This window comes from Enterococcus sp. DIV0546, assembly GCF_051712785.1.
GTDB lineage: Bacteria > Bacillota > Bacilli > Lactobacillales > Enterococcaceae > Enterococcus > Enterococcus faecalis.
Genome location: NZ_JBIOPO010000001.1, coordinates 1942519 through 1964886, shown reverse-complemented (window position 1 = coordinate 1964886; position 22368 = coordinate 1942519). Strand labels below are relative to the sequence as shown.

Genomic DNA, 22368 nt, shown 5'->3' with positions numbered 1-22368 from the left:
GGAAGGAGTGAAAGTACCTTTTGAAAAAAGTACTTACAAAGTTAGGGGATCGTTTAGGTAAAGCCTATTTACCTATTTTATTAGCCGTTTTTTCTCTTCTTTTATTTATGATTATGTTTGGCAGTGTCCATCAGAAAAGAGTAGAAATTAAAGAAGGTCAACTGGCCGAGAAAACCATTCGTGCAAATAAAAATATCGAGAATACCTACGAAACAGAACAAAGAAAAAAATTGGCAGCAGAAGCTGTCACACCCGAATATATTTATCAAGAAGATACGGCATCTGTCCAACATAATCGTATTGATAAATTATTTAAATTGATTGATTCTGCGAATGAAAAAGTAGACAAAGAGTACAGCAATAAGCAAGCGAAGGCCAAAAAGGAAGAAACGATTCCTGCGCCGACCGTGGAAGAACGAGTAGCTAGCTTAAAATCATTGTTTGAATCTTTACCGCAAGATGAAGTTACGTTTTATCAAAGTTTTCCTAATGTTTTTTATCAAACAATCTTTACATTAACCTCTGAGCAATTGGATAAGGTTCGTTCAGAAAGTTTGATGTTGGTGGACGACGCAATGCAAAATCACGTTCGAGAATCTGATTTAGATAAAATTCGCCAAGAAGCTAACGGTAAAATTCAATACTTAGATATTACGAGTACCATGCAACAAGTCATTCGTTACATTGTTAACCAAGGGATTGTGGTAAACGATATTGCCAATGAAAAACGAACAGAAGAGCTACGCCAAAAAGCGATGAATGCTGTCCAACCCGCAATGATTTATCAAGGCGAAATTATTGTTCGTGAAGGTACTCAAATTGATGCAAAAGCGGTCGAAAAACTTGAGCTACTAGGAATGACTAGTCAAAATACCTCTATTTTTCCAATGGTGGCATTAGCATTAGCTATTTTACTTCAAGTTGAAGTGTTGATTTTCTTTACAAAACAAGTGACTGAGCCTTCACGACAACGCTCGTTTATTATCTTTTACACGGGTGCTATGCTAATCAGTGTTATTTTAATGAAATTCTTCCAGATTTTCCAAACAGAGCAGTTGATGTATATTCCCTTGTTCTATCCAGCAGCCTTTGCGCCGCTGATTCTAAATCATTTTGTGAATCGTCGTTCAGGGATAATCGCTGCCATTTTCCAAGTCGTTTTTGCATTATTTATCTTTTATAATTCTATTGGTACAAACTCGTTGACGGTTATTCTGATTATGTACTTATTCTCAGGATTTCTAGCAACAGTTGTTAAACGGAAACGGATGAGTGAGCAAGTTTTCCCAGCTTTAATGTGGGTAGTGGTCTTTCCTGTTTTCATGGCGGTTGTCTTAATGATTTATCAAGGGATGAGTTTAACAGATGGTAAAACGTGGACAGCTTTAATTTGTGCAAGTGCAGGAACGGTACTTTCATTTTTAGCAACAATGGGCTTGCATCCATATATCGAATTATTAGTGACCGATGATAGTATGATTGTCTTAAATGAATTAAGTAATCCGAACCATCCGTTGTTAAAACAACTGTTAGAAGAAGCGCCAGGTACCTATCATCATAGCATGATGGTGGCTAGTTTGAGTGCTAACGCTGTTGCTGAGATTGGCGGGCGGTCGCTATTAACACGAGTTGCTTGTTATTACCATGACATTGGCAAAATTAAACACGCCAATTTCTTTGTGGAAAACTTACCTGCTGGTGCAGAAAATCCACATAACTTTTTATTACCAGAAGATAGTAAACAAATTATTTTTGGCCACGTAATTGATGGCGCCAAAATTTTAGAAGAGTACAATATGCCGCAAATGGTGATTGACATTTGTCGTCAACATCATGGCACAACATTGATGAAATTTTTCTATGTGAAAGCAAAAGAACGCAATCCTGAAATTAAAGAATCCGACTTCCGTTATCCTGGACCACGTCCACAAACACGAGAAGCAGGGATTGTGAGTATTGCTGATACTTGTGAGGCTGCTGTGCGGGCGATGGATCATCCGACCAACGAAAAAATTCAAGCCTTTGTGCATAATGTGATTCAAGACAGAATTTCAGATGGCCAATTAGATGAATGCGGGTTAACGATGAAAGAGATTCGCATCATTGAAAAATCATTAATTAATGGATTATGCAGTACCTTCCATTCACGGATTAAGTATCCAAAAATGAAAGCTGAAGCAGAAGAAATGAAAGATGAACAAGAAAAGAGAGATGACTAATGGATATTACTTTCATTGATGAAACCGAGAAAGTACCAACAGAAGAAATCAAAGAAATCGAAAACTTGCTGCAATTTGCAGCGGGTTTTCTAGAAATTGCCGAAGATACGGAGATGTCGGTGACTTTTACAGATAACGCAGGTATCCAAGTGATTAATCGTGACTATCGGGGCAAAGATATGCCTACAGATGTCATCAGTTTTGCTTTAGAGGATGAAGGGGAAGACGAATTGCCAATTATTTTTGATGATGAAGAGTTGGCAGAGCTACCACGGAATCTAGGTGATTTAATTATTTCAACAGAGCGAGCAGCAGAACAAGCAGTTGAATATGGGCACACATTGGAACGAGAAATGGGCTTTTTGGCAGTACATGGCTTTTTACATTTGAATGGGTACGATCATATGGAACCTGAAGATGAAAAAGAAATGTTTGGTTTACAGAAAGAGATTTTAGATGCGTATGGCCTTAAAAGATGAGCAAACAGGAAAAAATAAACATTTTATTAATTCATTAGAATTTGCCTGGCAAGGAATCAAAACAGTTTTTCGAGAAGAACGTAATATGCGTAAACATGTGGCGTTTGGCGTCACGGCCATTGTGTTTGGTTTCTTGTTTTCCTTAACACTTGCTGAATGGCTGTGGTTGTTATTGGCCGTTTTTCTTGTCTGGTTGGCAGAAATTATCAACACAATTTTTGAAAATGTCGTAGATATGTTTACGGATTTTCACTTTCATCCAATCGGAAAAAAAGTCAAAGACATGGCCGCAGGAGCTGTTTTATTAACAGCCGGTTTCGCAGTGCTAGTAGGACTAATTCTATTTGTACCAAAAATTTTACAAATCATTCAAATGTGGAAATAAGAGGAGAAATACAATGACAACTGAACATAAATCTGGTTTCGTAGCCATTGTCGGCAGACCAAATGTTGGAAAATCAACATTGTTAAATCGAATTGTCGGCCAAAAAATTGCAATTATGAGTGACAAAGCACAAACAACTCGTAATAAGATTCAAGGAATTTATACAATTCCTGAAGCACAAATTGTTTTTATCGATACTCCAGGGATTCACAAACCTAAACACCGCTTAGGCGATTTCATGGTGGAAAGTGCCTACAATGCGATGCGTGAAGTAGATGCTACTTTATTTATGGTAAGTGCTGATCAAAAACGCGGGAAAGGTGACGACTTTATTATTGAACGATTGAAAAATAATAATAGTCCAGTCTACTTGATTATTAATAAAATTGACAAAGTCCATCCAGATGATTTATTGAGTATTATTGAAGACTATTCGAAACAAATGGACTTTAAAGAAATTATTCCCATTTCTGCCACTGAAGGAAACAATTTTGAGCATTTAATGGATGTTCTCGTTGAGCAAATGCCAGAAGGACCACAGTATTTCCCTGATGACCAAATTACGGATCATCCAGAATATTTTATCGTTTCTGAATTAATTCGTGAAAAGGTGTTACTTTTAACAAGAGATGAGATTCCTCATTCTGTCGCTGTCGTTGTGGACTCAATGAAACGAGATGAAAACGATAAAGTCCATGTTCAAGCAACCATTATTGTGGAACGGGACAGTCAAAAAGGCATCATCATTGGCAAAGGCGGAAAAATGCTGAAACAAATTGGTACCAAGGCGCGTCAAGATATCGAATATTTATTAGATGACAAAGTGTATTTGGAGCTTTGGGTAAAAGTCCAAAAAGACTGGCGTGACAAAAAAATCTATTTACAAGATTTTGGTTATCGCAAAGAAGAATATTAAGAAAGTAGTGTTTGGGAAGCGAGTGTATAAACGAACTTTCCAAACACTACACTAATTTACATAAGAAATGGAAGTGAATTGAATGGCATTAGGGGAGACCAAAGGCATTATTTTATTTACGAAGGATTTTAAAGAGAAGGATAAACTCGTCAAAATTTTTACAGAATCCTATGGAAAATTGATGTTTTTTGTGAAAGGTGCGCATCGAAAAAATAATCCTCTTTTGCCAGCGATTCTGCCATTTACAGAAGCCGTCTACATCGGAAACTTTAGAGAAGAAGGCTTATCTTTTCTCAATAGCAGCAAAGAAGTTCAACCTTTTCGAAACATTCAACAAGACATATTTATTAACGCATACGGAACATATATTTTAAACTTAGTCGATGCAGCAATTGAAGATCAGCACTATGACCCTAATTTATTTCAATTTACCCACATGGCATTATCCGCTTTAAATGAGCAAAAAGATCCGGAAATCATTACAAATATTTTTGAAATTCAATTGTTGGAACGGTTTGGTGTACGACCAGAATGGCATCATTGTGTGGCTTGTGGCGAAACACAAGGGAAATTTGATTATTCCTCAAAATATAGCGGTGTGCTTTGTGAAAAACATTGGCATTTAGATGAACAGCGCTACCATGCAGATCCTAGAGCAATTCATTTTATTCGCTTATTTTCGCAAGTCTCCTATGAAAAAGTCCAAAACATTCAAGTAAAAGAAGAAACTAAGAAAAGTATTCGAGAAACGATTGATATGTTATACGATGAATATGTCGGGTTGCACTTAAAAAGCAAAAAATTTATTGATCAAATGAAAACGTGGGAAAATACGTTAAAAATTCCACCACGAAAGAAGGAAGAAAAAGAAACATAAACAAGCAGACGTTTTTCTAAAAAAAAATTTGACAACTTCCCTCAGACACCGTATTATGATAGAGAAGTTAAATACGTACGAAGAAAAAGAGAAGTAAAAAGAACCCTCTGTTAAGCGAATCTGGGAGAGTGGGAGCCAGAAACACGGAACTTTTGAAAGGCACTTTGGAGTACGACAAACGAAGCTGCCGATGAACACATCGGAAGTAGGGTGGAACCGCGATAATTATTCGTCCCTATGTCTATTAATAGGCATGGGGACTTTTTGCATGTTCCTCACTGCGACTGACACAAAGTGTCAGAGCAGATGTGGAACAGCACAAGGTGACTGAAAGGAACGTTGTAACCTCTGTGTTAAAACAAACTGCTTAGCCAAAAACATGGAGCAGATGATGAACAGCACAAGGTGACCAAAGGGAACGTTGTAACCGAATAAAAAAAGCAAACAGTTAACACCAAAAGAAAAAATAGTAACGTTTATTCAAAAAAGCTCAATTGGCGCAAAGGCGACAGAGTAGATGATGAACAGCATAAAAATTATCCCATTCTACAAAATTGGTTCTCTGCAGCCCTTTTTAAATTTACATTCCCGAAGCAAAGCCAATCCCTATGTCTATAAAAAATATTCCAAGGAGGAAAACAATGAAAAACAAGTTAACCGTACAAGAAATGATTTTAACCTTGCAAAAATTTTGGTCATCTAATGGCTGTATGTTAATGCAAGCCTATGATACAGAAAAGGGAGCCGGCACCATGAGTCCTTACACGTTTTTACGTGCCATTGGACCTGAACCATGGAATGCTGCCTACGTAGAACCTTCTCGTCGTCCAGCTGATGGACGCTATGGCGAAAATCCGAACCGTCTATACCAACATCATCAATTCCAAGTTGTAATGAAGCCTTCTCCTGAAAATATCCAAGAACTTTATCTAGAAAGTTTGAAATTATTAGGAATTGATCCATTAGAACATGACATTCGTTTTGTAGAAGATAACTGGGAAAATCCTTCAATGGGCTGTGCTGGTTTAGGTTGGGAAGTTTGGTTAGATGGCATGGAAATTACCCAATTTACGTATTTCCAACAAGTTGGCGGCTTACAATGTCATCCTGTCACTTCTGAAATTACTTACGGGTTAGAACGCTTAGCATCATATATCCAAGAAGTCGAAAGTGTCTATGATTTAGAATGGACACAAGGCGTTAAATATGGTGAAATTTTTGTGCAACCTGAATATGAACATTCAAAATATTCCTTTGAAATTAGTAATCAAGAAATGCTTTTAGAAAACTTTGACAAATTTGAAAAAGAAGCTAAACGCTGTATTGAAGAAAGCTTAGTTCATCCAGCCTATGATTATATTTTAAAATGTAGCCATACATTCAATTTATTAGATGCTCGCGGCGCTGTCTCTGTAACAGAACGTGCAGGATATTTAGCCCGCATTCGGAATATGGCTCGTTCCGTAGCGAAAATTTTTGTGGCTGAACGTGAAAAATTAGGGTTCCCATTATTAAATAAAGATCAAAGTGTATCCAAGGAGGCAGAATAACATGGCAAAAGATTTATTATTAGAAATTGGCTTAGAAGAAATGCCCGCACATGTTGTCACACCAAGCCGTATCCAACTTGAAGAAAAAGTAATCAAATTTTTAGATGAACATCATTTAGACTATGAAACAGTGCAATCCTTTGCCACACCTCGTCGTTTAGCCGTGAAAGTAACTGCGATTCCTGAAAAACAAGCGGATGTTGAAGAAGAAGTAAAAGGTCCAGCGAAAAAAATTGCTTTAGATGCTGAAGGAAATTGGTCAAAAGCTGCACAAGGTTTTGTACGCGGCCAAGGAGTTACAACTGAGGACATTGTTTTCAAAGAATTAAATGGTGTCGAATATGTCTATGTGACGAAGTTTACCAAAGGCCAAAGTGCCAAAGAGGTATTAACAAAATTAAATGACGTGATTACAAGTCTAACTTTCCCGGTAACAATGCACTGGGCAAACTATGATTTCGAATATATTCGTCCAATTCATTGGATTGTGGCACTACTTGATGATGAAGTAATTCCTTTCAAAGTGTTAGACGTGACGACAGGGCAAACTTCTCGTGGCCACCGTTTCTTGGGAGACGATGTGACGTTCCAACATGCTAATGAATATGAAGCAAAATTAAAAGAACAATTTGTAGTGGTTCAACCGAATGAACGGAAACAAATGATTGTTGATCAAGCGAACGCACTCGCTGCAGAAAAAAATTGGCAGTTAGCTTTAGATGAAGAGTTATTGGAAGAAGTTACGAATTTAGTGGAATATCCAACTGCATTTGTAGGCAGTTTTGATGAAAAATATTTATCTGTTCCAGATGAAGTATTAGTGACTTCTATGAAAGAACACCAACGTTACTTTGAAGTTCGTAACGACCAAGGCTTATTAATGCCGCATTTTATCGCTGTTCGCAATGGGGATAATGTTCACCTTGAAAACGTGATTAAAGGAAATGAAAAAGTGTTAATTGCTCGTTTAGAAGATGCAGAATTCTTTTACAATGAAGATAAAAAATTAACGATTGAAGCATGTGTTGAAAAACTAAAAAATGTGACTTTCCATGAAAAGATTGGTTCAATTTATGAAAAAATGCAACGGGTTGCTTTAATTGCACAAATTATTGGTCGAAAAGTTGGCTTATCTGAGGAGGAATTGGAAGATTTAAAACGTGCCTCTGAAATTTATAAATTTGACTTAGTAACAAATATGGTTGGTGAATTCCCAGAATTACAAGGAATTATGGGAGAAAAATATGCCTTATTACAAGGCGAAAAACCAGCCGTAGCAACGGCGATTCGAGAACATTATCTACCAACTTCCAGTGAAGGTGAATTGCCAGAAACAGCAATCGGGGCTGTTTTAGCCTTAGCCGATAAGCTTGACAGCGTCTTTTCATTCTTCTCAGTTGGTATGATTCCAACAGGTTCTAACGATCCTTATGCACTTCGTCGTCAAACCTATGGCGTTATCCGAATTATTGAAGATAAAGGCTGGACCTTCCCATTAGTCCAATTACAAACAGAAGTTGATGAAGCAGTGAATCAAGATGTTGAGAAATATGGCGTTTTACTAAACGAAGGACAAGCAGAAGTCGTTGAATTTGTGAAAGCTCGCTTACGTCAATTATTAATGACGAAAAATGTTCGCCATGACATTATCGATGCAGTGGTGTCTGCTGAGCAAGCCGATTTATCGAAATTATTTGCTTCAGCGAATATTTTAAAAAGCCGTTTTGAAGATCAAGATTTTAAACCATCAATGGAAGCCTTAACGCGTGTTATTAATTTAGCGAAAAAAGGTCAAGAACTTTTAGGTGATACTGAAGAAGGGATTGATCCAAGTCTGTTTGAAAATAAGGCAGAAAAAGAACTGTATCAAGCGGTTAACGATTTATCTGAAGCTTTTGCGACACGCACGATTGCAGAAAACTATGAAGCACTAGTAAACCTTCGTCCGTTAATTGATGCGTACTTCAATGAAACGATGGTTATGGTTGAGGATGAAAAAGTCAAACAAAACCGATTAAAACAATTAATGCAAATTGCTAAAATGGCGTTATCAATTGCTAGCTTAGACTTATTAATTGTAAAATAAAAAGCGCTGTTTTTCGACCGCTAAGGAGGAACCGACAGCATGCTAGAAACAACGTTTGAACAAATTTTAACACAATTATCAAAGCCAGCTGTTCGTGCGCTAACGAATGAAAAAATCGACAGTGTGGATGAACTCTACGCACGAGGCCGAAAAGCGTTACTTTCGTTGCATGGCTTTGGTCCAAAGTCTATTCGAACTATTGAAGAGATGACTGGGAAAGAATTGAAGTAAAAAAAGGATCGCCGTTTAGAGGCGATCCTTTTTTTATTTACGTTTTTGTTTTCCAGCATTGCGACCTTTATTGCCGTTTGCTTTTGGTTGGTTCGTTTTTTGCGTTGCTTTGTTTGTTTCTTTTGGTGTCACATCCTTAATAGGAGTAACCACTTGTTTTGGTGGGTTATTTTTCAATTCTTCTTGTACTTGTTTTTTAATTCTTGGACGTAAGAGGATATTTGTGATGGCAGATTGAATACATGTGAAAATACCACCAACTACCCAGTAAAGCGCTACGCCTGCAGGTGAGCTAAAGGACATGAAAACAATCATTAATGGTGAAACAATCAGCATTGATTTCATTGTTTTCTTTTGTTCTTCAGGAATACCAATCATTGAAATATAACCTTGAGCTAAATAGGCTAAACCAGCTAATGCCACTAAAATCATATTTGGTTGCCCTAAATTCATTCCTAAGAAGCTTGCCGTGGCAATACCTTTTGTATAACGAGCAGCAAAGAACAGAGAAGAGAAAATAGGCATTTGAATTAATAAAGGCAAACAACCAATTCCGCCAACCATACTCACATTGTTTTCTTTATAAATCTTTTGTAGTTCTGCTTGTGCGGCCATTTGTTCTTCACGCGTACTTGCTTGTTTCATTTTTGCTTGTGCAACATCCACTTGGGGTTTGATTGCTTGCATTTTTTCCGTTTGGATAAAGCTTTTTTTCGATTGATGTAAGCCTAACGGTAAAATAATGATCCGTACAATAATGGTGATAAAAATAATCGCCCAACCATAGTTCCAATTAAAGTTATCGACAAGATAAGTAATTGCATTACTCATCGGTAAAACAAGGAAGTTATAGACAAAACCTTCACCAGTTGGTTGTCCATCTGCTCCTGTTTTCACACAGCCTGATAAAAACATTACTAAAAATAGTAAGCCAGAGCCGTAAAGCCATCGGTTTAATTTACGCATGTAATTCGGTCCTTTTCTAAAAAATTTTTACATGGTTAACTATACTTGAAACAGCGCTCTTTTTCAATCAAAATCGAAAAGAAGCTCTTACAAAAATCAATAAAAAGCAGGAACTACTTGCTGTTCAAGGCTTCTTCCCAAAGAAATCAATCGTTAGAAAGTAAGTTTATTGAATCACTTTAAATTGTTCCGTTTCTTCTAACAAAGGGTCTTCTTGAATATCAACATACGTTACACGTCCCGCTGGACTGGGGGAATCTTTGATTTTTTTGATAAATGTTTCCATTATGTCTTCAGGTGCAATTGCTGTGATTGAAACGGACCCGTCGTCTTCGTTCTTCACCGAACCAGTGACACCTAATTGATCTGCCACCATTTTGGTCATGTAGCGGAAGCCAACACCTTGGACACGCCCTTGTACATTCATTCTTAGTTTTTCCATGAGAGACACTTCCTTTGCTTTTTTCTTTATGATAGCGATTTTTCTTGGTTCTAGCAAGTATCCAAGCAAGCTAGAAGCATGCTATAATACAAAGGCGAGGTGACTTATGAAAGAAATTATATCAACGAAAAATAACCAATTAAAAGAATGGAAAAAATTACACAAAAAGAAGTACCGAGAAGAACTGAACCAATATATAATAGAAGGATTTCATTTAGTTGAAGAAGCCGTGAAGGCCAACGCCGATGTTCAGTGGATTTTGTTTAACCAAAGAGGTCAACAAGAATGGAGAACTTGGTTAGCTGAACAAGAAACAGAAAAATTAATTTTTGTAAGTGATGAGGTTTTAAATAGCTTGTCGGAGCTGCCAACTTCACAAGGAATTTTGGCAATTGTCACCTTGGAAACGCAACAAGAGCAGTCGCTTTCTTTTAAAGGTGGTTGGTTACTTTTAGATAATATCCAAGACCCTGGTAATGTTGGTACGATGATTCGCACAGCTGATGCAGCAGGTTTAGCAGGTGTGATTTTAGGTAAGGGCACAGCAGATATTTACAATACAAAAGTGTTGCGCTCAATGCAGGGAAGTCACTATCATTTGCCGGTTCTCCAACGAGAATTGACCGAAGTGGTTCAGGCATTCAAGAAGCAAGGTCTACCAGTTTTCGGTACAGAACTAAATGAAGCTGCGATTGCTTATTATGAACAAGAGGCAGTGGAAAATTATGCGTTGATTTTAGGCAATGAAGGTAGCGGGGTTTCGCCAGAATTGTTAGCAGAAACCACGAAAAATCTTTATATTCCAATGAAAGGTCAAGCAGAATCATTGAATGTCGCTATCGCAGCGGGCGTGTTAATGTTTTATTTTGAAAATGATCAATAACAGAAACGAGTGTCAAAAAATGCTGACTATCAAAAAGACAACCCAGTTAACAGAAAAAGAATTAGAAACCATTATGGCTATTTGGCTGCAAACGAATCTAGAAGCTCATCCATTTGTCGCACCAACTTATTGGCAAGAAAATAAGGCATTTGTCCGCGCTGCGTTGCCAAAAGCAACACTGATCTTAGCGGAAGAAGAGGGTCAGATAATTGGGTTTTTAGGCTTAATGGATAACTATATCGCAGGAATTTTTATAAAAAAAGCGTTTCAAGGGAAGGGCATCGGTCAGAAATTACTGCAAGTAGCAAAAGAAGAACAGGACATCTTATCTTTGGCTGTTTACAGGAAAAATCAAGCAGCTTATGCCTTTTATCAAAAACAAGGCTTTGTCCAACAAAAGCGAACCATCGATGAAACAGGAAACGAAGAATGTCATCTTGTTTGGCAAGCGCAGTAGGAGCGACATTTCTAGTTTTAAGGCTTGCTATTTTTCTGAAAATATCTTATACTGTTAAAGGTGTGATTTTCACACACGAAATCCACATTCTTTTCCATCTGCGAAGTGGTGCTACTACGGTAGTTCTTCAAGGAGTTGACGAAAAGAAGAGGAAAATAAAAACCAAACTGGAGGAAACACAACATGGCAGTAATTTCTATGAAACAATTACTAGAAGCCGGCGTACACTTTGGTCACCAAACTCGTCGCTGGAACCCAAAAATGAAGAAATATATCTTCACAGAAAGAAACGGTATCTACATCATTGACTTACAAAAAACAGTGAAATTAGTAGATGCAGCTTACGATTACATGAAAAACGTTGCAGAAGAAGGCGGCGTTGCTTTATTCGTAGGAACTAAAAAACAAGCACAAGAAGCAATCAAAGATGAAGCAATCCGCGCTGGTCAATACTATGTAAATCATCGTTGGTTAGGTGGTACGTTAACTAACTGGGATACAATCCAAAAACGTATTGCTCGCTTGAAAAAAATCAATGCAATGGAAGAAGACGGCACTTTCGAAGTTTTACCTAAGAAAGAAGTTGCTGGCTTAAACAAAGAACGTGAACGTTTAGAAAAATTCTTAGGTGGTATCGCTGATATGCCAAGAATTCCAGATGTAATGTACATCGTTGACCCACGTAAAGAACGCATTGCTGTTCAAGAAGCACACAAATTAAACATTCCAATCGTTGCAATGGTTGATACAAACTGTGATCCTGATGAGATCGATGTTGTAATCCCTTCAAATGATGATGCAATCCGCGCCGTGAAATTAATCACTGCTAAAATGGCTGACGCTTTCATCGAAGGTAACCAAGGGGAAGACCAAGCAACTGAAGAGTTATTCGTTGAAGAAACACCAGAAGCAACTTCAATCGAAGAAATCGTTGATGTTGTTGAAGGAAACAACGAATCAGCTGAATAATAATGATTACGGAGCTGTCTCAAAGGCTAGGCGACAAAAAGCCTGATTCTCCTTTGAGATAGCTTTTTTAAAAAGAATTGATAATATCCGAGGAGGACACAAATAATGGCAGACGTTACAGCTAAAATGGTAAAAGAATTACGCGATATGACTGGCGTTGGAATGATGGACGCTAAAAAAGCATTAGTAAAAGTAGAAGGCGACATGGAAAAAGCCGTAGACTTTTTACGTGAAAATGGTATGGCTAAAGCAGCGAAGAAAAATGACCGCATTGCGGCTGAAGGTTTAGCAAACGTAGCAACTGTAGGTAACGTTGCAGCAATCGTTGAAGTAAACTCAGAAACTGACTTCGTTTCTAAAAACGAAATGTTCCAAGATTTAGTTAAAGATATTGCGACTAAAGTTGCTGAAAACAAACCAGCTACGATGGAAGAAGCAATGGCTATTAAAACTGAAAAAGGCACAATCGAATCTGATTTAATCGAAGCAACAACTGTTATCGGTGAAAAAATCAGCTTCCGTCGTTTTGAAGTTGTCGAAAAAGCTGACAATGCTGCATTTGGCGCTTACTTACACATGGGTGGCCGTATTGCTGTATTAACAGTTATCGATGGCACAACTGACGAAGAAGTAGCGAAAGATGTTGCTATGCACATCGCGGCAATCAACCCTCGCTATGTCAATGAATCTCAAATTCCTCAAGAAGAATTAGAACACGAAAAAGCTGTGTTAACTGAACAAGCATTAAACGAAGGTAAACCAGCAAATATCGTTGAAAAAATGGTTGTTGGTCGTCTACAAAAATTCAAAGCAGAAATCGCTTTGGTTGACCAACCATTTGTTAAAGATCCAGATATGACTGTCGAAAAATTTGTTGCTTCTAAAGGCGGCGAAGTGAAATCATTCGTACGTTTTGAAGTTGGCGAAGGTATCGAAAAACGTGAAGATAACTTTGCGGATGAAGTAATGAGCCAAATGAAAAACTAAGAGCATCAAACGCTCGGTTGAAAAGCCGTGAATCATAAGTATCTAAACAGACAGCGATCCCCAAAGGAAGCTGCATAAATTGATTACTGCTTGATTCAAGGCAGTCTTTCAGCCATTTGGGAACGCATAACTTTGATATGCGCTCCCTTTTTTTAGGCAAAACCAGTGGATCGCACTGCTTGGTCTAAAAAATCATTTTGGTGAAAAGTCATCTAAATGAGGAATTGAATGATTTTTAGAGAATCTTGGAGGGAATTATGATGGTTAAACCTAAGTATCAACGTGTCGTATTAAAGTTAAGTGGAGAAGCGCTAGCCGGAGAAGACGGTTTTGGCATTAAACCACCAGTCATTAAAGAAATCGTCCAAGAAATTAAAGAGGTCCATGAATTAGGTATCGAAATGGCCATCGTGGTTGGCGGCGGAAACATCTGGCGTGGACAAATTGGTGCTCAAATGGGCATGGAACGTGCACAAGCTGATTATATGGGCATGTTAGCTACTGTGATGAATGCCTTAGCATTGCAAGATACATTAGAAAATCTTGGTGTGCCTACACGTGTTCAAACATCAATTGAAATGCGTCAAATTGCAGAACCATACATTCGTCGTCGTGCAGAACGTCATTTAGAAAAAGGCCGCGTTGTTATTTTTGCCGGAGGAACAGGAAATCCTTACTTCTCGACAGATACAACGGCTGCTTTACGAGCTGCAGAAGTAGATGCGGACGTCATCTTAATGGCGAAGAACAATGTTGATGGTGTTTATTCTGCGGATCCACGTGTGGATGAAACAGCGACAAAATTTGAAGAACTAACACATTTAGATGTTATTTCTAAAGGGCTGCAAGTAATGGATTCAACAGCAAGCTCATTAAGTATGGATAACGATATTCCTTTAGTTGTCTTTAACCTAAATGAAGCAGGAAATATCCGTCGTGCCATCCTTGGTGAAAATATCGGAACAACTGTAAGGGGGAAATAAAGAATGTCTAAAGAAGTTTTAGCAACAGCCAAAGAAAAAATGACAAAAGCGGAAGAAAGCTTACGCCGTGAATTAGGTCAAATTCGTGCTGGTCGTGCGAACGCAAGTCTATTAGACCGTATTCAAGTAGAATATTATGGTGCACCAACACCAGTTAACCAATTAGCAAGTATCAATATCCCAGAAGCTCGTGTATTAATGATTACACCGTTTGACAAAAATTCTATCGCTGACATTGAAAAAGCTATTCAAATGAGTGATATCGGCATTAGCCCAACCAATGATGGAAATGTCATCCGTTTAGTGATTCCACAATTAACGGAAGAACGTCGGAAAGAATTAGCCAAAGACGTGAAAAAAGAAGCGGAAAACTCAAAAATTGCTGTCCGTAACGTTCGTCGTGATGCAATGGATGAATTAAAAAAAGCTCAAAAAAATGGCGACATCACTGAAGATGAATTACGTTCATTTGAAAAAGATGTTCAAAAATTAACAGATGATAGCATCAAAAATATCGATGCAATTACTGCTGAAAAAGAACAAGAACTTTTAGAAGTATAAAACCAATCACTAATAAAAATTATTGAATCCAGAGAAGCAAATGCTCTGGATTTTTTTGTATAGATGAGGAAGGCGTATCTCAAAGCCCTCTTTGCAAAAGTCATTCTAAAGTAATTATTTAAGAAAACGCTTTCTTTAATAAATTTTTTTATTCTACCAGAATTTTTTTCTTTGTGTAGAGAGGATCACTTAAAAATATAGAGAAACTTTGAAATATCAGCCTTTTAAAATTTTCCTTCACAAATTGAATCCTAAAATTTGATGATAAGAGTTGTTATTTTTAGCAATTGTAATTTGCGATTCATTCTCAATTAGGCTAAAATGAGTGAGAACGGAAAAACGATTAAAACAAGTTGGAGGGAATTGTACATGTCTGTGTTAGAAATCAAAAATTTACACGTATCAATTGAAGATAAAAAGATTCTAAAAGGGGTCGATTTAACAATTAATACTGGAGAAATCCATGCAATTATGGGACCTAATGGAACTGGTAAATCTACTTTATCAGCAGCAATTATGGGAAATCCTAACTATGAAGTCACAGAAGGAGAAATTCTATTTGACGGCGTCAACGTTTTAGATTTAGAAGTAGACGAACGCGCTCGCCTAGGCTTATTCTTAGCAATGCAATACCCAAGTGAAATTCCAGGGATTACCAATGCTGAATTCATGCGTGCAGCAATCAATGCAAAACGTGACGAAGACAACAAAATGTCAGTCATGCAGTTCTTAAAAAAATTAGATAGCAAAATGGAATTATTAAATATGCCTGAAGAAATGGCTGAGCGTTACTTAAACGAAGGTTTTTCTGGCGGCGAGAAAAAACGAAATGAAATTTTACAATTATTGATGTTAGAGCCTACGTTTGCCATTTTAGATGAAATTGATTCAGGCTTAGATATCGATGCGTTAAAAGTAGTTTCTAAAGGGGTTAATGAAATGCGCGGCGAGAACTTTGGTGCGTTAATTATTACCCATTATCAACGCTTATTGAACTATATCACGCCAGATGTTGTTCATATCATGATGGAAGGCCGCGTTGTGAAAACCGGTGGGGCTGATTTGGCAAAACGTTTAGAAACAGAAGGCTATGCTGGTATCAGCCAAGAATTAGGTATTGATTACAAAGAAGAAGCGTAAGGAGGACAAGATAAATGAAAAAAGTAAATCTAATGGATTATCTTGACGAAGTCACCGCTTTTTCACTAGAACATGAAGAACCAGCTTGGATGACTGAATTGCGAACAACGGCTTTAAGAAACGCTGACGAAAGTGAGTTACCACATATTGATCGTGTGAAATTTCATCGTTGGCCTTTATTAAATGTTAACATGGAAAGTTATGTGCCTTCTGAAGGAAATGTCGCAAGTTTTGATCAAATGAAAGACAATCCTTTAATTGTTCAACAAGGATCTTTTCATGCTTTTGAGCAATTGCCAGCCTCATTAGCGGAACAAGGGGTAATTTTTACAGACATTTTTACTGCTTTACAAGAGCACCCAGAATTAGTTAAAGAATACTATATGACTAAAGCCGTATTACCAGAAGAAGATAAGCTGACAGCAGCTCATGCAGCTTTCATGAATAGTGGCGTTTTCTTATACGTTCCTAAAAACGTAGTGATTGAAGAGCCCATTGAATCTTTGTTTATTCAGGATTCAGATAGCAACCAACCTTTCTTTAAACATGTTTTAATCGTTGCAGATAATCATAGTGAATTCAGTTATTTAGAACGTTTTCAATCCACTGGTCATCATGCAGAGAAAGCTTCTGGAAATATCGTTGTGGAAGTGATTGCGAAAGATGGCGCAAAAGTTAAATACTCAGCTGTGGATCAATTAGGGCAAACTGTAACGACTTATATGAATCGTCGTGGCTATATTATGCGGGATGCTTCTGTTGATTGGGCTCTAGGCGTCATGAATGATGGCGATGTTGTTGCTGATTTTGATTCTGATTTAGTTGGCGAAGGCGCTCATTCAGAAGTTAAAGTCGTTGCAATTAGTGCAGGTAAACAAACACAAGGCATCGACACACGAGTGACAAACAAAGCGCCACATTCGATTGGTCATATTTTACAACATGGAGTTATTCGTGAACGTGGTACTTTAACGTTTAACGGAATTGGCCACATTTTAAAAGGAGCAAAAGGAGCCGACGCACAGCAAGAAAGTCGTGTTTTAATGCTGTCTGATAAAGCTCGTGGTGATGCCAATCCAATTCTTTTAATTGATGAAAATGAAGTGACTGCCGGACACGCAGCCAGCGTTGGTCGAGTAGATCCAGAAGAAATGTATTATTTAATGAGCCGCGGCTTGCGTAAAGAAGAAGCGGAACGTTTGGTGATTCGTGGCTTCCTAGGTTCTGTCATTACAGCAATTCCAGTTAAAGAAGTACAAAATGAATTTGTAGAAGTAATCGAAGGGAAGTTAAACGCATGATGGATGCAGCAACCATTCGTCAATCGTTTCCTATTTTATTTCAAGAAGTTAATGATGAACCGCTAGTTTATTTAGACAATGCTGCAACAACCCAAAAACCAACGGCAGTGTTAGATATTTTACGACATTATTATGAAACCGATAATGCCAATGTTCATCGTGGGGTGCACACGTTAGCCGAACGAGCAACGAAGGACTATGAAGCCTCCCGCGAAAAGGTTCGCCAATTTATCCATGCCAAAGAAACAGCGGAAGTTTTATTTACACGAGGAACAACAACCAGTTTGAATTGGATTGCCAAAAGTTATGGTGACTTGGCAGTTACAGCCGGGGATGAAATCGTCATATCTTACATGGAACATCATTCAAACATTATTCCCTGGCAACAATTAGCCCAACGTACAGGAGCCATTTTGAAGTATATAGACATCACTGAAGACGGCTTTTTAGACATGGCAAGTGCACGTCAACAAATTACAGAAAAAACGAAAATTGTTTCGATTGCTCATGTTTCAAATGTGTTAGGGGTCATTAATCCAATCGAAGAATTAACACAATTAGCTCATCAAAATGGCGCTGTGATGGTGGTAGACGGCGCGCAAGCAGTTCCTCATATGCCTGTGGACGTTCAAGCCATCGATGCTGATTTTTATGCATTTAGTGGTCACAAAATGTGTGGACCAACTGGAATTGGTGTCCTTTATGGCAAACGTCATTTATTGGAACAAATGGAACCTGTGGAATTTGGTGGCGAAATGATTGACTTTGTTCATCTTCAAGAAAGTACTTGGAAAGAGCTTCCTTGGAAATTTGAAGCTGGCACACCTAATATTGCTGGGGCAATTGCCTTAGGTGCCGCTATTGATTATTTAACAGAAATTGGTTTGGAGGCCATTCATCAACATGAAGCAGCCCTTGTTCACTATGTTTTGCCGAAGTTGCAAGCTATCGAGGGCTTGACGATTTATGGTCCACAGGATCCAAAAGACCACACAGGTGTGATTGCTTTTAATATTGACGGTTTACATCCACATGATGTGGCTACGGCGTTAGATATGGAAGGGGTCGCTGTCAGAGCGGGTCACCATTGCGCGCAACCGCTATTAAACTATTTGAGCGTGCCAGCAACCGCACGGGCAAGTTTTTATTTATACAATACCAAAGAAGACGCAGATCGCTTAGTTGAAGCGATTAAAGCGACAAAGGAGTTTTTCCAGCATGGCACTTTCTAAATTAGATAACTTATATCGCCAAGTCATTTTGGACCATTCTAGCCACCCACATCACCACGGAACGCTAGATGCGTCTAGCCAAACAATTGAACTGAATAATCCTACTTGTGGAGATGTGATTGAACTGGATGTGGCCATTGAAGACGGTGTGATTAAAGATATCGCCTTTCAAGGAAGTGGCTGTTCTATCAGTACAGCAAGTGCTAGTATGATGACTGATGCGGTCTTAGGAAAAACAATCGCCGAAGCAACGGCCTTAGCAGAGGATTTCTCTCAACTTGTTCAAGGAAATGAAGTGGCCGAAGATGAAAAATTAGGCGATGCAGCAATGTTAAGCGGCGTAGCTAAATTTCCAGCTCGGATTAAATGTGCAACCCTGGCTTGGAAAGCCTTAGAACAGGCTGTTGCTAATAACGGCCAAGGCGAAGCCGGTCATTTACATTGTGAAAAATAAAGAAAGGGTGACGACGAATTGAGTACAGTACCTGAATTAGAAGAATATAAATTTGGCTTTCACGACGATGTGGAACCAGTCTTTAGTACCGGAGACGGCCTAACCGAAGACGTCGTTCGTGAAATTTCTCGCGTGAAAGGCGAACCAGAATGGATGCTTGACTTCCGTTTAAAATCGTTAGAACAATTCAATAAAATGCCCATGCAAGAATGGGGTCCAGACCTGTCAGATATTGACTTTAGTAAAATTAAATATTACCAAAAACCGAGTGACAAACCCGCACGCGATTGGGATGATGTACCTGATAAAATCAAAGAAACCTTTGAAAAAATTGGGATTCCCGAAGCTGAGCGTGCTTATCTAGCTGGGGCTTCTGCTCAATATGAATCAGAAGTTGTTTACCACAACATGAAAGAAGAATTTGAAAAATTAGGCATCATTTTTACAGATACCGACTCTGCTTTAAAAGAATATCCTGACTTATTCAAAGAGTATTTTTCAAAACTTGTGCCACCAACAGATAATAAACTGGCCGCTTTAAACTCAGCTGTTTGGTCAGGTGGAACCTTTATTTATGTACCAAAAGGCGTTCGAGTTGATGTACCATTACAAACATATTTCCGAATCAACGCTGAAAATACCGGCCAATTTGAACGGACCTTGATTATTGTCGATGAAGGAGCCAGCGTTCACTATGTTGAAGGTTGTACGGCACCAACGTATTCAAGTAACAGCTTGCATGCGGCCATCGTAGAAATTTTTACAAGAAAAGATGCTTATTGTCGTTATACCACTATTCAAAACTGGTCAGATAACGTCTACAACCTAGTAACCAAACGTGCTAAAGCTTACGAAGGTGCCACTGTCGAATGGATTGATGGGAACCTAGGAGCTAAAACAACCATGAAATACCCAAGTGTTTACTTAGATGGCAAAGGTGCCCGTGGCACGATGTTATCGATTGCCTTTGCTGGCGCTAACCAAATCCAAGATACTGGGGCCAAAATGATTCACAATGCGCCGAATACCTCTAGCTCAATTGTTTCAAAATCAATTGCTAAAGACGGCGGCGAAGTTAACTACCGTGGCCAAGTGACTTTTGGAAAAGACAGCGCAGGCTCGATTTCCCACATCGAATGCGACACGATTATCATGGACGAAAAATCAAAATCAGATACGATTCCGTTTAACGAAATCCATAACAGCCAAGTATCCTTAGAACACGAAGCCAAAGTTTCAAAAATTTCTGAAGAACAATTATATTATTTAATGAGTCGCGGCTTATCTGAAGCCGAAGCGACAGAAATGATTGTTATGGGCTTTGTTGAACCATTTACGAAAGAATTACCGATGGAATATGCGGTTGAGTTGAATCGCTTGATTAGTTATGAGATGGAAGGGTCAGTAGGATAGTTTTTCACTCTACCAACAAACAATCCACCAAAATAACAACGGAAAGCCAGACAAGAAACACACTAATCATGCTTCTTCAAAGAAAGTACAAATAAAAAAGCGATGACTCGAGAAGAAAATCTCTATGAAGTCATCGCTTTTTCTTATATTTTAGTTAAAAAATTATTTTACTAAAGGTTGAAGTAACTTGTTCCAGAAACTAATGAGTGGGCCAGCACCAAATGCACAAATAATTGTACCAATCCCAATTGGACCACCAGCAATAAAGCCAATTAATAGGACCAACAAATCTTGTGCTTTTCGAACAGAAGCGTAAGGTTTGTTGATTTGTTGACAGATGGTTGGCGCAATCGCATCATAGGGGGATTCGCCTTGATCTGTAGCCATGTATAAGGCGCAGCCAAATGTAAAAATCAGGACTCCGACGAATAAAGAAAGTAGTTTGCCAATTGTTGAGCCTCCTAAACTATTGGCGTAAGGTTGAAGCCAAGTAGAAATCTGTTGAATCAAAATCCCTACTAAAAGCATATTTAAAATAGTTCCTAGACCAATGGCTTTTTTGTTTTTTAAATAGACATAGAATAGAATAAACGTATTGACAATAATTTGAAAAATGCCTAATTGCATACCAAACATTGAAGAAAGTCCGATATTCATAGCAGTGAAAGGATCAACTCCTAAACCTGCCACTCTTAAAGTGGATGCGCCAATCCCGATAATAACTAAACCAATTAAAATTAAAAGAACATTTTTGACTAGTTTCATGGTAAGCCTCCTGAATAGATTTTGTTGCAGACTACTTTTTAACCAGCTCCGTGTTGGAACGAAGGGTATAGAGACATCCCGCCATCTACAAAGAGTGTTGTTCCGGTTACGTATGAGGATTCATCAGAAGCTAACCAAGCGGCCGCAGCAGCTACTTGATTTGGTTTACCAATAATGCCCATAGGAACCATGCTCGTTGTTTGTTTTAACTGTTCGGGATCGGAAAATTTTTCAGCATTAATAGGTGTGTTAATCGCTCCAGGTGCAATACAGTTGGCACGAATACCATATTCCGCATATTCCAAAGCGATTGTTTTCGTGAACATTTCGGTTGCGCCTTTACTTGCCGCATAGTGGGCGAACGTTGGCCAAGGAATTCTTTGGTGAACGGAGGACATATTAATGATTGACCCTTTGATTTTTTGATCTCTAAATATTCGGAGTGCCTCTCTAGAACCCAAAAAGACACCGTTTAAATTGACATCAATGACACGTTGCCATTCTTTTAATGGCATATCAATTGTCGGAAAAGAAGCCTCCACACCGGCGTTATTTACCCAAATGTCAACATGACCAAACTCTTTTAAAGCGGTTTCAGCTAACGCTTTAATATCTTCTTCATTAGAGACATCAGCCTTCACGAATTTTACGCGGTCTGCGTGCTTGGCTTGGACATCTTCAAATTCTTTAGGCAGCTCACCGACATAGTCAGCAACAACATTCATGCCCTCTAAGATATAACGCAGAGTAATAAATAATCCTAAACCCGTAGCTGCACCAGTGACAACGGCCACTTTACCATGTAATTCTCCATACATTGATTCATTCCCCCTAAAATTACTATTAATACTTTCATGGTAGCACATGTCAATCAGCGTGTTGATAAAATACGACAAACTGTCGGAAAAGTTTATGGTCTAAAGTTAGCTACTATTGTTGAAGGTCTTTAAAAAAATACTGGTCGTAGTAATCAATTCCTCTCATTTATAGAGTTTTCTAAAAAAACACAAAATATCTAGGCGAAGTGGTCAAGTCCAATGGTTATTTATGAGTGAATATGCTAAAATAAAAC

Annotated in this window: 23 protein-coding genes; 19 read left to right on the top strand and 4 right to left on the bottom strand. The window is 38.3% G+C overall.

Going from position 1 to position 22368, the window contains the following annotated elements; genetic code table 11:
* The first annotated feature begins 20 nt into the window (after nucleotides 1–20).
* The 8 genes from IGJ24_RS09515 (at nucleotide 21) to IGJ24_RS09480 (ending at nucleotide 8743) form a co-directional block, all read left to right on the top strand.
* Entirely contained in the window at nucleotides 21–2219 is a 2199-nt protein-coding gene (locus IGJ24_RS09515) for an HD family phosphohydrolase (protein WP_002356744.1), read from the top strand.
* Nucleotides 2219–2698, top strand: coding sequence for an rRNA maturation RNase YbeY (ybeY, locus tag IGJ24_RS09510; RefSeq protein WP_002356745.1), 480 nt, complete (start codon nucleotides 2219–2221; stop codon nucleotides 2696–2698). Before IGJ24_RS09515 ends, ybeY begins: the two co-directional genes overlap by 1 nt.
* A complete protein-coding gene (locus IGJ24_RS09505) occupies nucleotides 2682–3083 on the top strand; it encodes a diacylglycerol kinase family protein (protein WP_002382764.1) in 402 nt (133 codons plus the stop codon). The genes ybeY and IGJ24_RS09505 overlap by 17 nt, the downstream gene beginning before the upstream one ends.
* Nucleotides 3084–3096: 13 nt before the next feature.
* Nucleotides 3097–3999, top strand: a complete 903-nt coding sequence (gene era, locus IGJ24_RS09500) for a GTPase Era (RefSeq protein ID WP_002359745.1) — start codon at nucleotides 3097–3099, stop codon at nucleotides 3997–3999.
* Between the two features lie 82 nt (nucleotides 4000–4081).
* Nucleotides 4082–4876 (top strand): DNA repair protein RecO, encoded by a 795-nt coding sequence (recO, locus tag IGJ24_RS09495; RefSeq protein ID WP_002374343.1) that lies wholly within the window; start codon nucleotides 4082–4084, stop codon nucleotides 4874–4876.
* 641 nt (nucleotides 4877–5517) lie between these two features.
* On the top strand, nucleotides 5518–6426 hold the full coding sequence (glyQ, locus tag IGJ24_RS09490) for a glycine--tRNA ligase subunit alpha (protein ID WP_002379669.1): 909 nt from the start codon (nucleotides 5518–5520) through the stop codon (nucleotides 6424–6426).
* Nucleotide 6427: 1 nt separating this feature from the next.
* Nucleotides 6428–8512 carry a glycine--tRNA ligase subunit beta gene (gene glyS, locus IGJ24_RS09485; protein WP_002370425.1) on the top strand — a complete coding sequence of 695 codons (2085 nt, stop codon included), beginning with the start codon at nucleotides 6428–6430 and terminating at the stop codon, nucleotides 8510–8512.
* Nucleotides 8513–8551: 39 nt separating this feature from the next.
* Entirely contained in the window at nucleotides 8552–8743 is a 192-nt protein-coding gene (locus tag IGJ24_RS09480) for a DNA-directed RNA polymerase subunit alpha C-terminal domain-containing protein (RefSeq protein WP_002356753.1), read from the top strand.
* 33 nt (nucleotides 8744–8776) lie between these two features.
* Here IGJ24_RS09480 and yidC read toward each other — a convergent pair whose 3' ends face one another.
* Together yidC and IGJ24_RS09470 are read right to left on the bottom strand one after the other, a co-directional pair.
* Nucleotides 8777–9709: a membrane protein insertase YidC gene (gene yidC / locus IGJ24_RS09475; RefSeq protein WP_002384232.1), complete on the bottom strand. Its 933-nt coding sequence runs from the start codon at nucleotides 9707–9709 to the stop codon at nucleotides 8777–8779.
* A gap of 166 nt (nucleotides 9710–9875) precedes the next feature.
* Nucleotides 9876–10151: an acylphosphatase gene (locus IGJ24_RS09470; RefSeq protein WP_002356756.1), complete on the bottom strand. Its 276-nt coding sequence runs from the start codon at nucleotides 10149–10151 to the stop codon at nucleotides 9876–9878.
* Between the two features lie 106 nt (nucleotides 10152–10257).
* Here IGJ24_RS09470 and IGJ24_RS09465 point away from each other — a divergent pair, with 106 nt between their 5' ends.
* The 11 genes from IGJ24_RS09465 to sufB all read left to right on the top strand — a co-directional run bounded on the left by IGJ24_RS09465 (nucleotide 10258) and on the right by sufB (nucleotide 20531).
* Nucleotides 10258–11034 carry a TrmH family RNA methyltransferase gene (locus tag IGJ24_RS09465; RefSeq protein WP_129193691.1) on the top strand — a complete coding sequence of 259 codons (777 nt, stop codon included), beginning with the start codon at nucleotides 10258–10260 and terminating at the stop codon, nucleotides 11032–11034.
* Nucleotides 11035–11053: 19 nt separating this feature from the next.
* Nucleotides 11054–11491, top strand: coding sequence for a GNAT family N-acetyltransferase (locus IGJ24_RS09460; RefSeq protein ID WP_050570608.1), 438 nt, complete (start codon nucleotides 11054–11056; stop codon nucleotides 11489–11491).
* 183 nt (nucleotides 11492–11674) lie between these two features.
* Nucleotides 11675–12460, top strand: coding sequence for a 30S ribosomal protein S2 (gene rpsB, locus IGJ24_RS09455; protein WP_002356759.1), 786 nt, complete (start codon nucleotides 11675–11677; stop codon nucleotides 12458–12460).
* Nucleotides 12461–12565: 105 nt separating this feature from the next.
* The gene (gene tsf / locus IGJ24_RS09450; protein WP_002356760.1) at nucleotides 12566–13447 is read left to right on the top strand and encodes a translation elongation factor Ts; all 882 of its coding nucleotides are present in this window, start codon (nucleotides 12566–12568) and stop codon (nucleotides 13445–13447) included.
* A 260-nt stretch (nucleotides 13448–13707) separates the two neighbouring features.
* Entirely contained in the window at nucleotides 13708–14430 is a 723-nt protein-coding gene (gene pyrH / locus IGJ24_RS09445) for a UMP kinase (RefSeq protein WP_002356761.1), read from the top strand.
* Nucleotides 14431–14433: 3 nt separating this feature from the next.
* Nucleotides 14434–14991: a ribosome recycling factor gene (gene frr, locus IGJ24_RS09440; protein WP_002376737.1), complete on the top strand. Its 558-nt coding sequence runs from the start codon at nucleotides 14434–14436 to the stop codon at nucleotides 14989–14991.
* Nucleotides 14992–15360: 369 nt separating this feature from the next.
* A complete protein-coding gene (gene sufC / locus IGJ24_RS09435; RefSeq protein WP_002356763.1) occupies nucleotides 15361–16131 on the top strand; it encodes a Fe-S cluster assembly ATPase SufC in 771 nt (256 codons plus the stop codon).
* Nucleotides 16132–16145: 14 nt separating this feature from the next.
* Nucleotides 16146–17432 carry a Fe-S cluster assembly protein SufD gene (gene sufD, locus IGJ24_RS09430; protein WP_289865751.1) on the top strand — a complete coding sequence of 429 codons (1287 nt, stop codon included), beginning with the start codon at nucleotides 16146–16148 and terminating at the stop codon, nucleotides 17430–17432.
* Nucleotides 17429–18664 (top strand): cysteine desulfurase, encoded by a 1236-nt coding sequence (locus IGJ24_RS09425; protein WP_289865752.1) that lies wholly within the window; start codon nucleotides 17429–17431, stop codon nucleotides 18662–18664. The genes sufD and IGJ24_RS09425 overlap by 4 nt, the downstream gene beginning before the upstream one ends.
* Entirely contained in the window at nucleotides 18651–19118 is a 468-nt protein-coding gene (gene sufU / locus IGJ24_RS09420) for a Fe-S cluster assembly sulfur transfer protein SufU (protein WP_002356768.1), read from the top strand. Before IGJ24_RS09425 ends, sufU begins: the two co-directional genes overlap by 14 nt.
* A gap of 18 nt (nucleotides 19119–19136) precedes the next feature.
* Entirely contained in the window at nucleotides 19137–20531 is a 1395-nt protein-coding gene (gene sufB / locus IGJ24_RS09415) for a Fe-S cluster assembly protein SufB (RefSeq protein WP_002356769.1), read from the top strand.
* Nucleotides 20532–20693: 162 nt separating this feature from the next.
* Here sufB and IGJ24_RS09410 read toward each other — a convergent pair whose 3' ends face one another.
* On the bottom strand, nucleotides 20694–21296 hold the full coding sequence (locus tag IGJ24_RS09410) for a YczE/YyaS/YitT family protein (RefSeq protein ID WP_104859677.1): 603 nt from the start codon (nucleotides 21294–21296) through the stop codon (nucleotides 20694–20696).
* A gap of 38 nt (nucleotides 21297–21334) precedes the next feature.
* On the bottom strand, nucleotides 21335–22114 hold the full coding sequence (locus IGJ24_RS09405) for an SDR family oxidoreductase (protein WP_002359767.1): 780 nt from the start codon (nucleotides 22112–22114) through the stop codon (nucleotides 21335–21337).
* Nucleotides 22115–22368 lie beyond the last annotated feature (254 nt).

Coding starts and splice junctions, on each gene's coding strand:
- ybeY (WP_002356745.1), top strand. CDS start 2,219: ATGGATATTACTTTCATTGATGAAACCGAGAAAGTACCAACAGAAGAA.
- IGJ24_RS09505 (WP_002382764.1), top strand. CDS start 2,682: ATGGCCTTAAAAGATGAGCAAACAGGAAAAAATAAACATTTTATTAAT.
- era (WP_002359745.1), top strand. CDS start 3,097: ATGACAACTGAACATAAATCTGGTTTCGTAGCCATTGTCGGCAGACCA.
- recO (WP_002374343.1), top strand. CDS start 4,082: ATGGCATTAGGGGAGACCAAAGGCATTATTTTATTTACGAAGGATTTT.
- glyQ (WP_002379669.1), top strand. CDS start 5,518: ATGAAAAACAAGTTAACCGTACAAGAAATGATTTTAACCTTGCAAAAA.
- glyS (WP_002370425.1), top strand. CDS start 6,428: ATGGCAAAAGATTTATTATTAGAAATTGGCTTAGAAGAAATGCCCGCA.
- IGJ24_RS09480 (WP_002356753.1), top strand. CDS start 8,552: ATGCTAGAAACAACGTTTGAACAAATTTTAACACAATTATCAAAGCCA.
- yidC (WP_002384232.1), bottom strand. CDS start 9,709: ATGCGTAAATTAAACCGATGGCTTTACGGCTCTGGCTTACTATTTTTA.
- IGJ24_RS09470 (WP_002356756.1), bottom strand. CDS start 10,151: ATGGAAAAACTAAGAATGAATGTACAAGGGCGTGTCCAAGGTGTTGGC.
- IGJ24_RS09465 (WP_129193691.1), top strand. CDS start 10,258: ATGAAAGAAATTATATCAACGAAAAATAACCAATTAAAAGAATGGAAA.
- IGJ24_RS09460 (WP_050570608.1), top strand. CDS start 11,054: ATGCTGACTATCAAAAAGACAACCCAGTTAACAGAAAAAGAATTAGAA.
- rpsB (WP_002356759.1), top strand. CDS start 11,675: ATGGCAGTAATTTCTATGAAACAATTACTAGAAGCCGGCGTACACTTT.
- tsf (WP_002356760.1), top strand. CDS start 12,566: ATGGCAGACGTTACAGCTAAAATGGTAAAAGAATTACGCGATATGACT.
- pyrH (WP_002356761.1), top strand. CDS start 13,708: ATGGTTAAACCTAAGTATCAACGTGTCGTATTAAAGTTAAGTGGAGAA.
- frr (WP_002376737.1), top strand. CDS start 14,434: ATGTCTAAAGAAGTTTTAGCAACAGCCAAAGAAAAAATGACAAAAGCG.
- sufC (WP_002356763.1), top strand. CDS start 15,361: ATGTCTGTGTTAGAAATCAAAAATTTACACGTATCAATTGAAGATAAA.
- sufD (WP_289865751.1), top strand. CDS start 16,146: ATGAAAAAAGTAAATCTAATGGATTATCTTGACGAAGTCACCGCTTTT.
- IGJ24_RS09425 (WP_289865752.1), top strand. CDS start 17,429: ATGATGGATGCAGCAACCATTCGTCAATCGTTTCCTATTTTATTTCAA.
- sufU (WP_002356768.1), top strand. CDS start 18,651: ATGGCACTTTCTAAATTAGATAACTTATATCGCCAAGTCATTTTGGAC.
- IGJ24_RS09410 (WP_104859677.1), bottom strand. CDS start 21,296: ATGAAACTAGTCAAAAATGTTCTTTTAATTTTAATTGGTTTAGTTATT.
- IGJ24_RS09405 (WP_002359767.1), bottom strand. CDS start 22,114: ATGTATGGAGAATTACATGGTAAAGTGGCCGTTGTCACTGGTGCAGCT.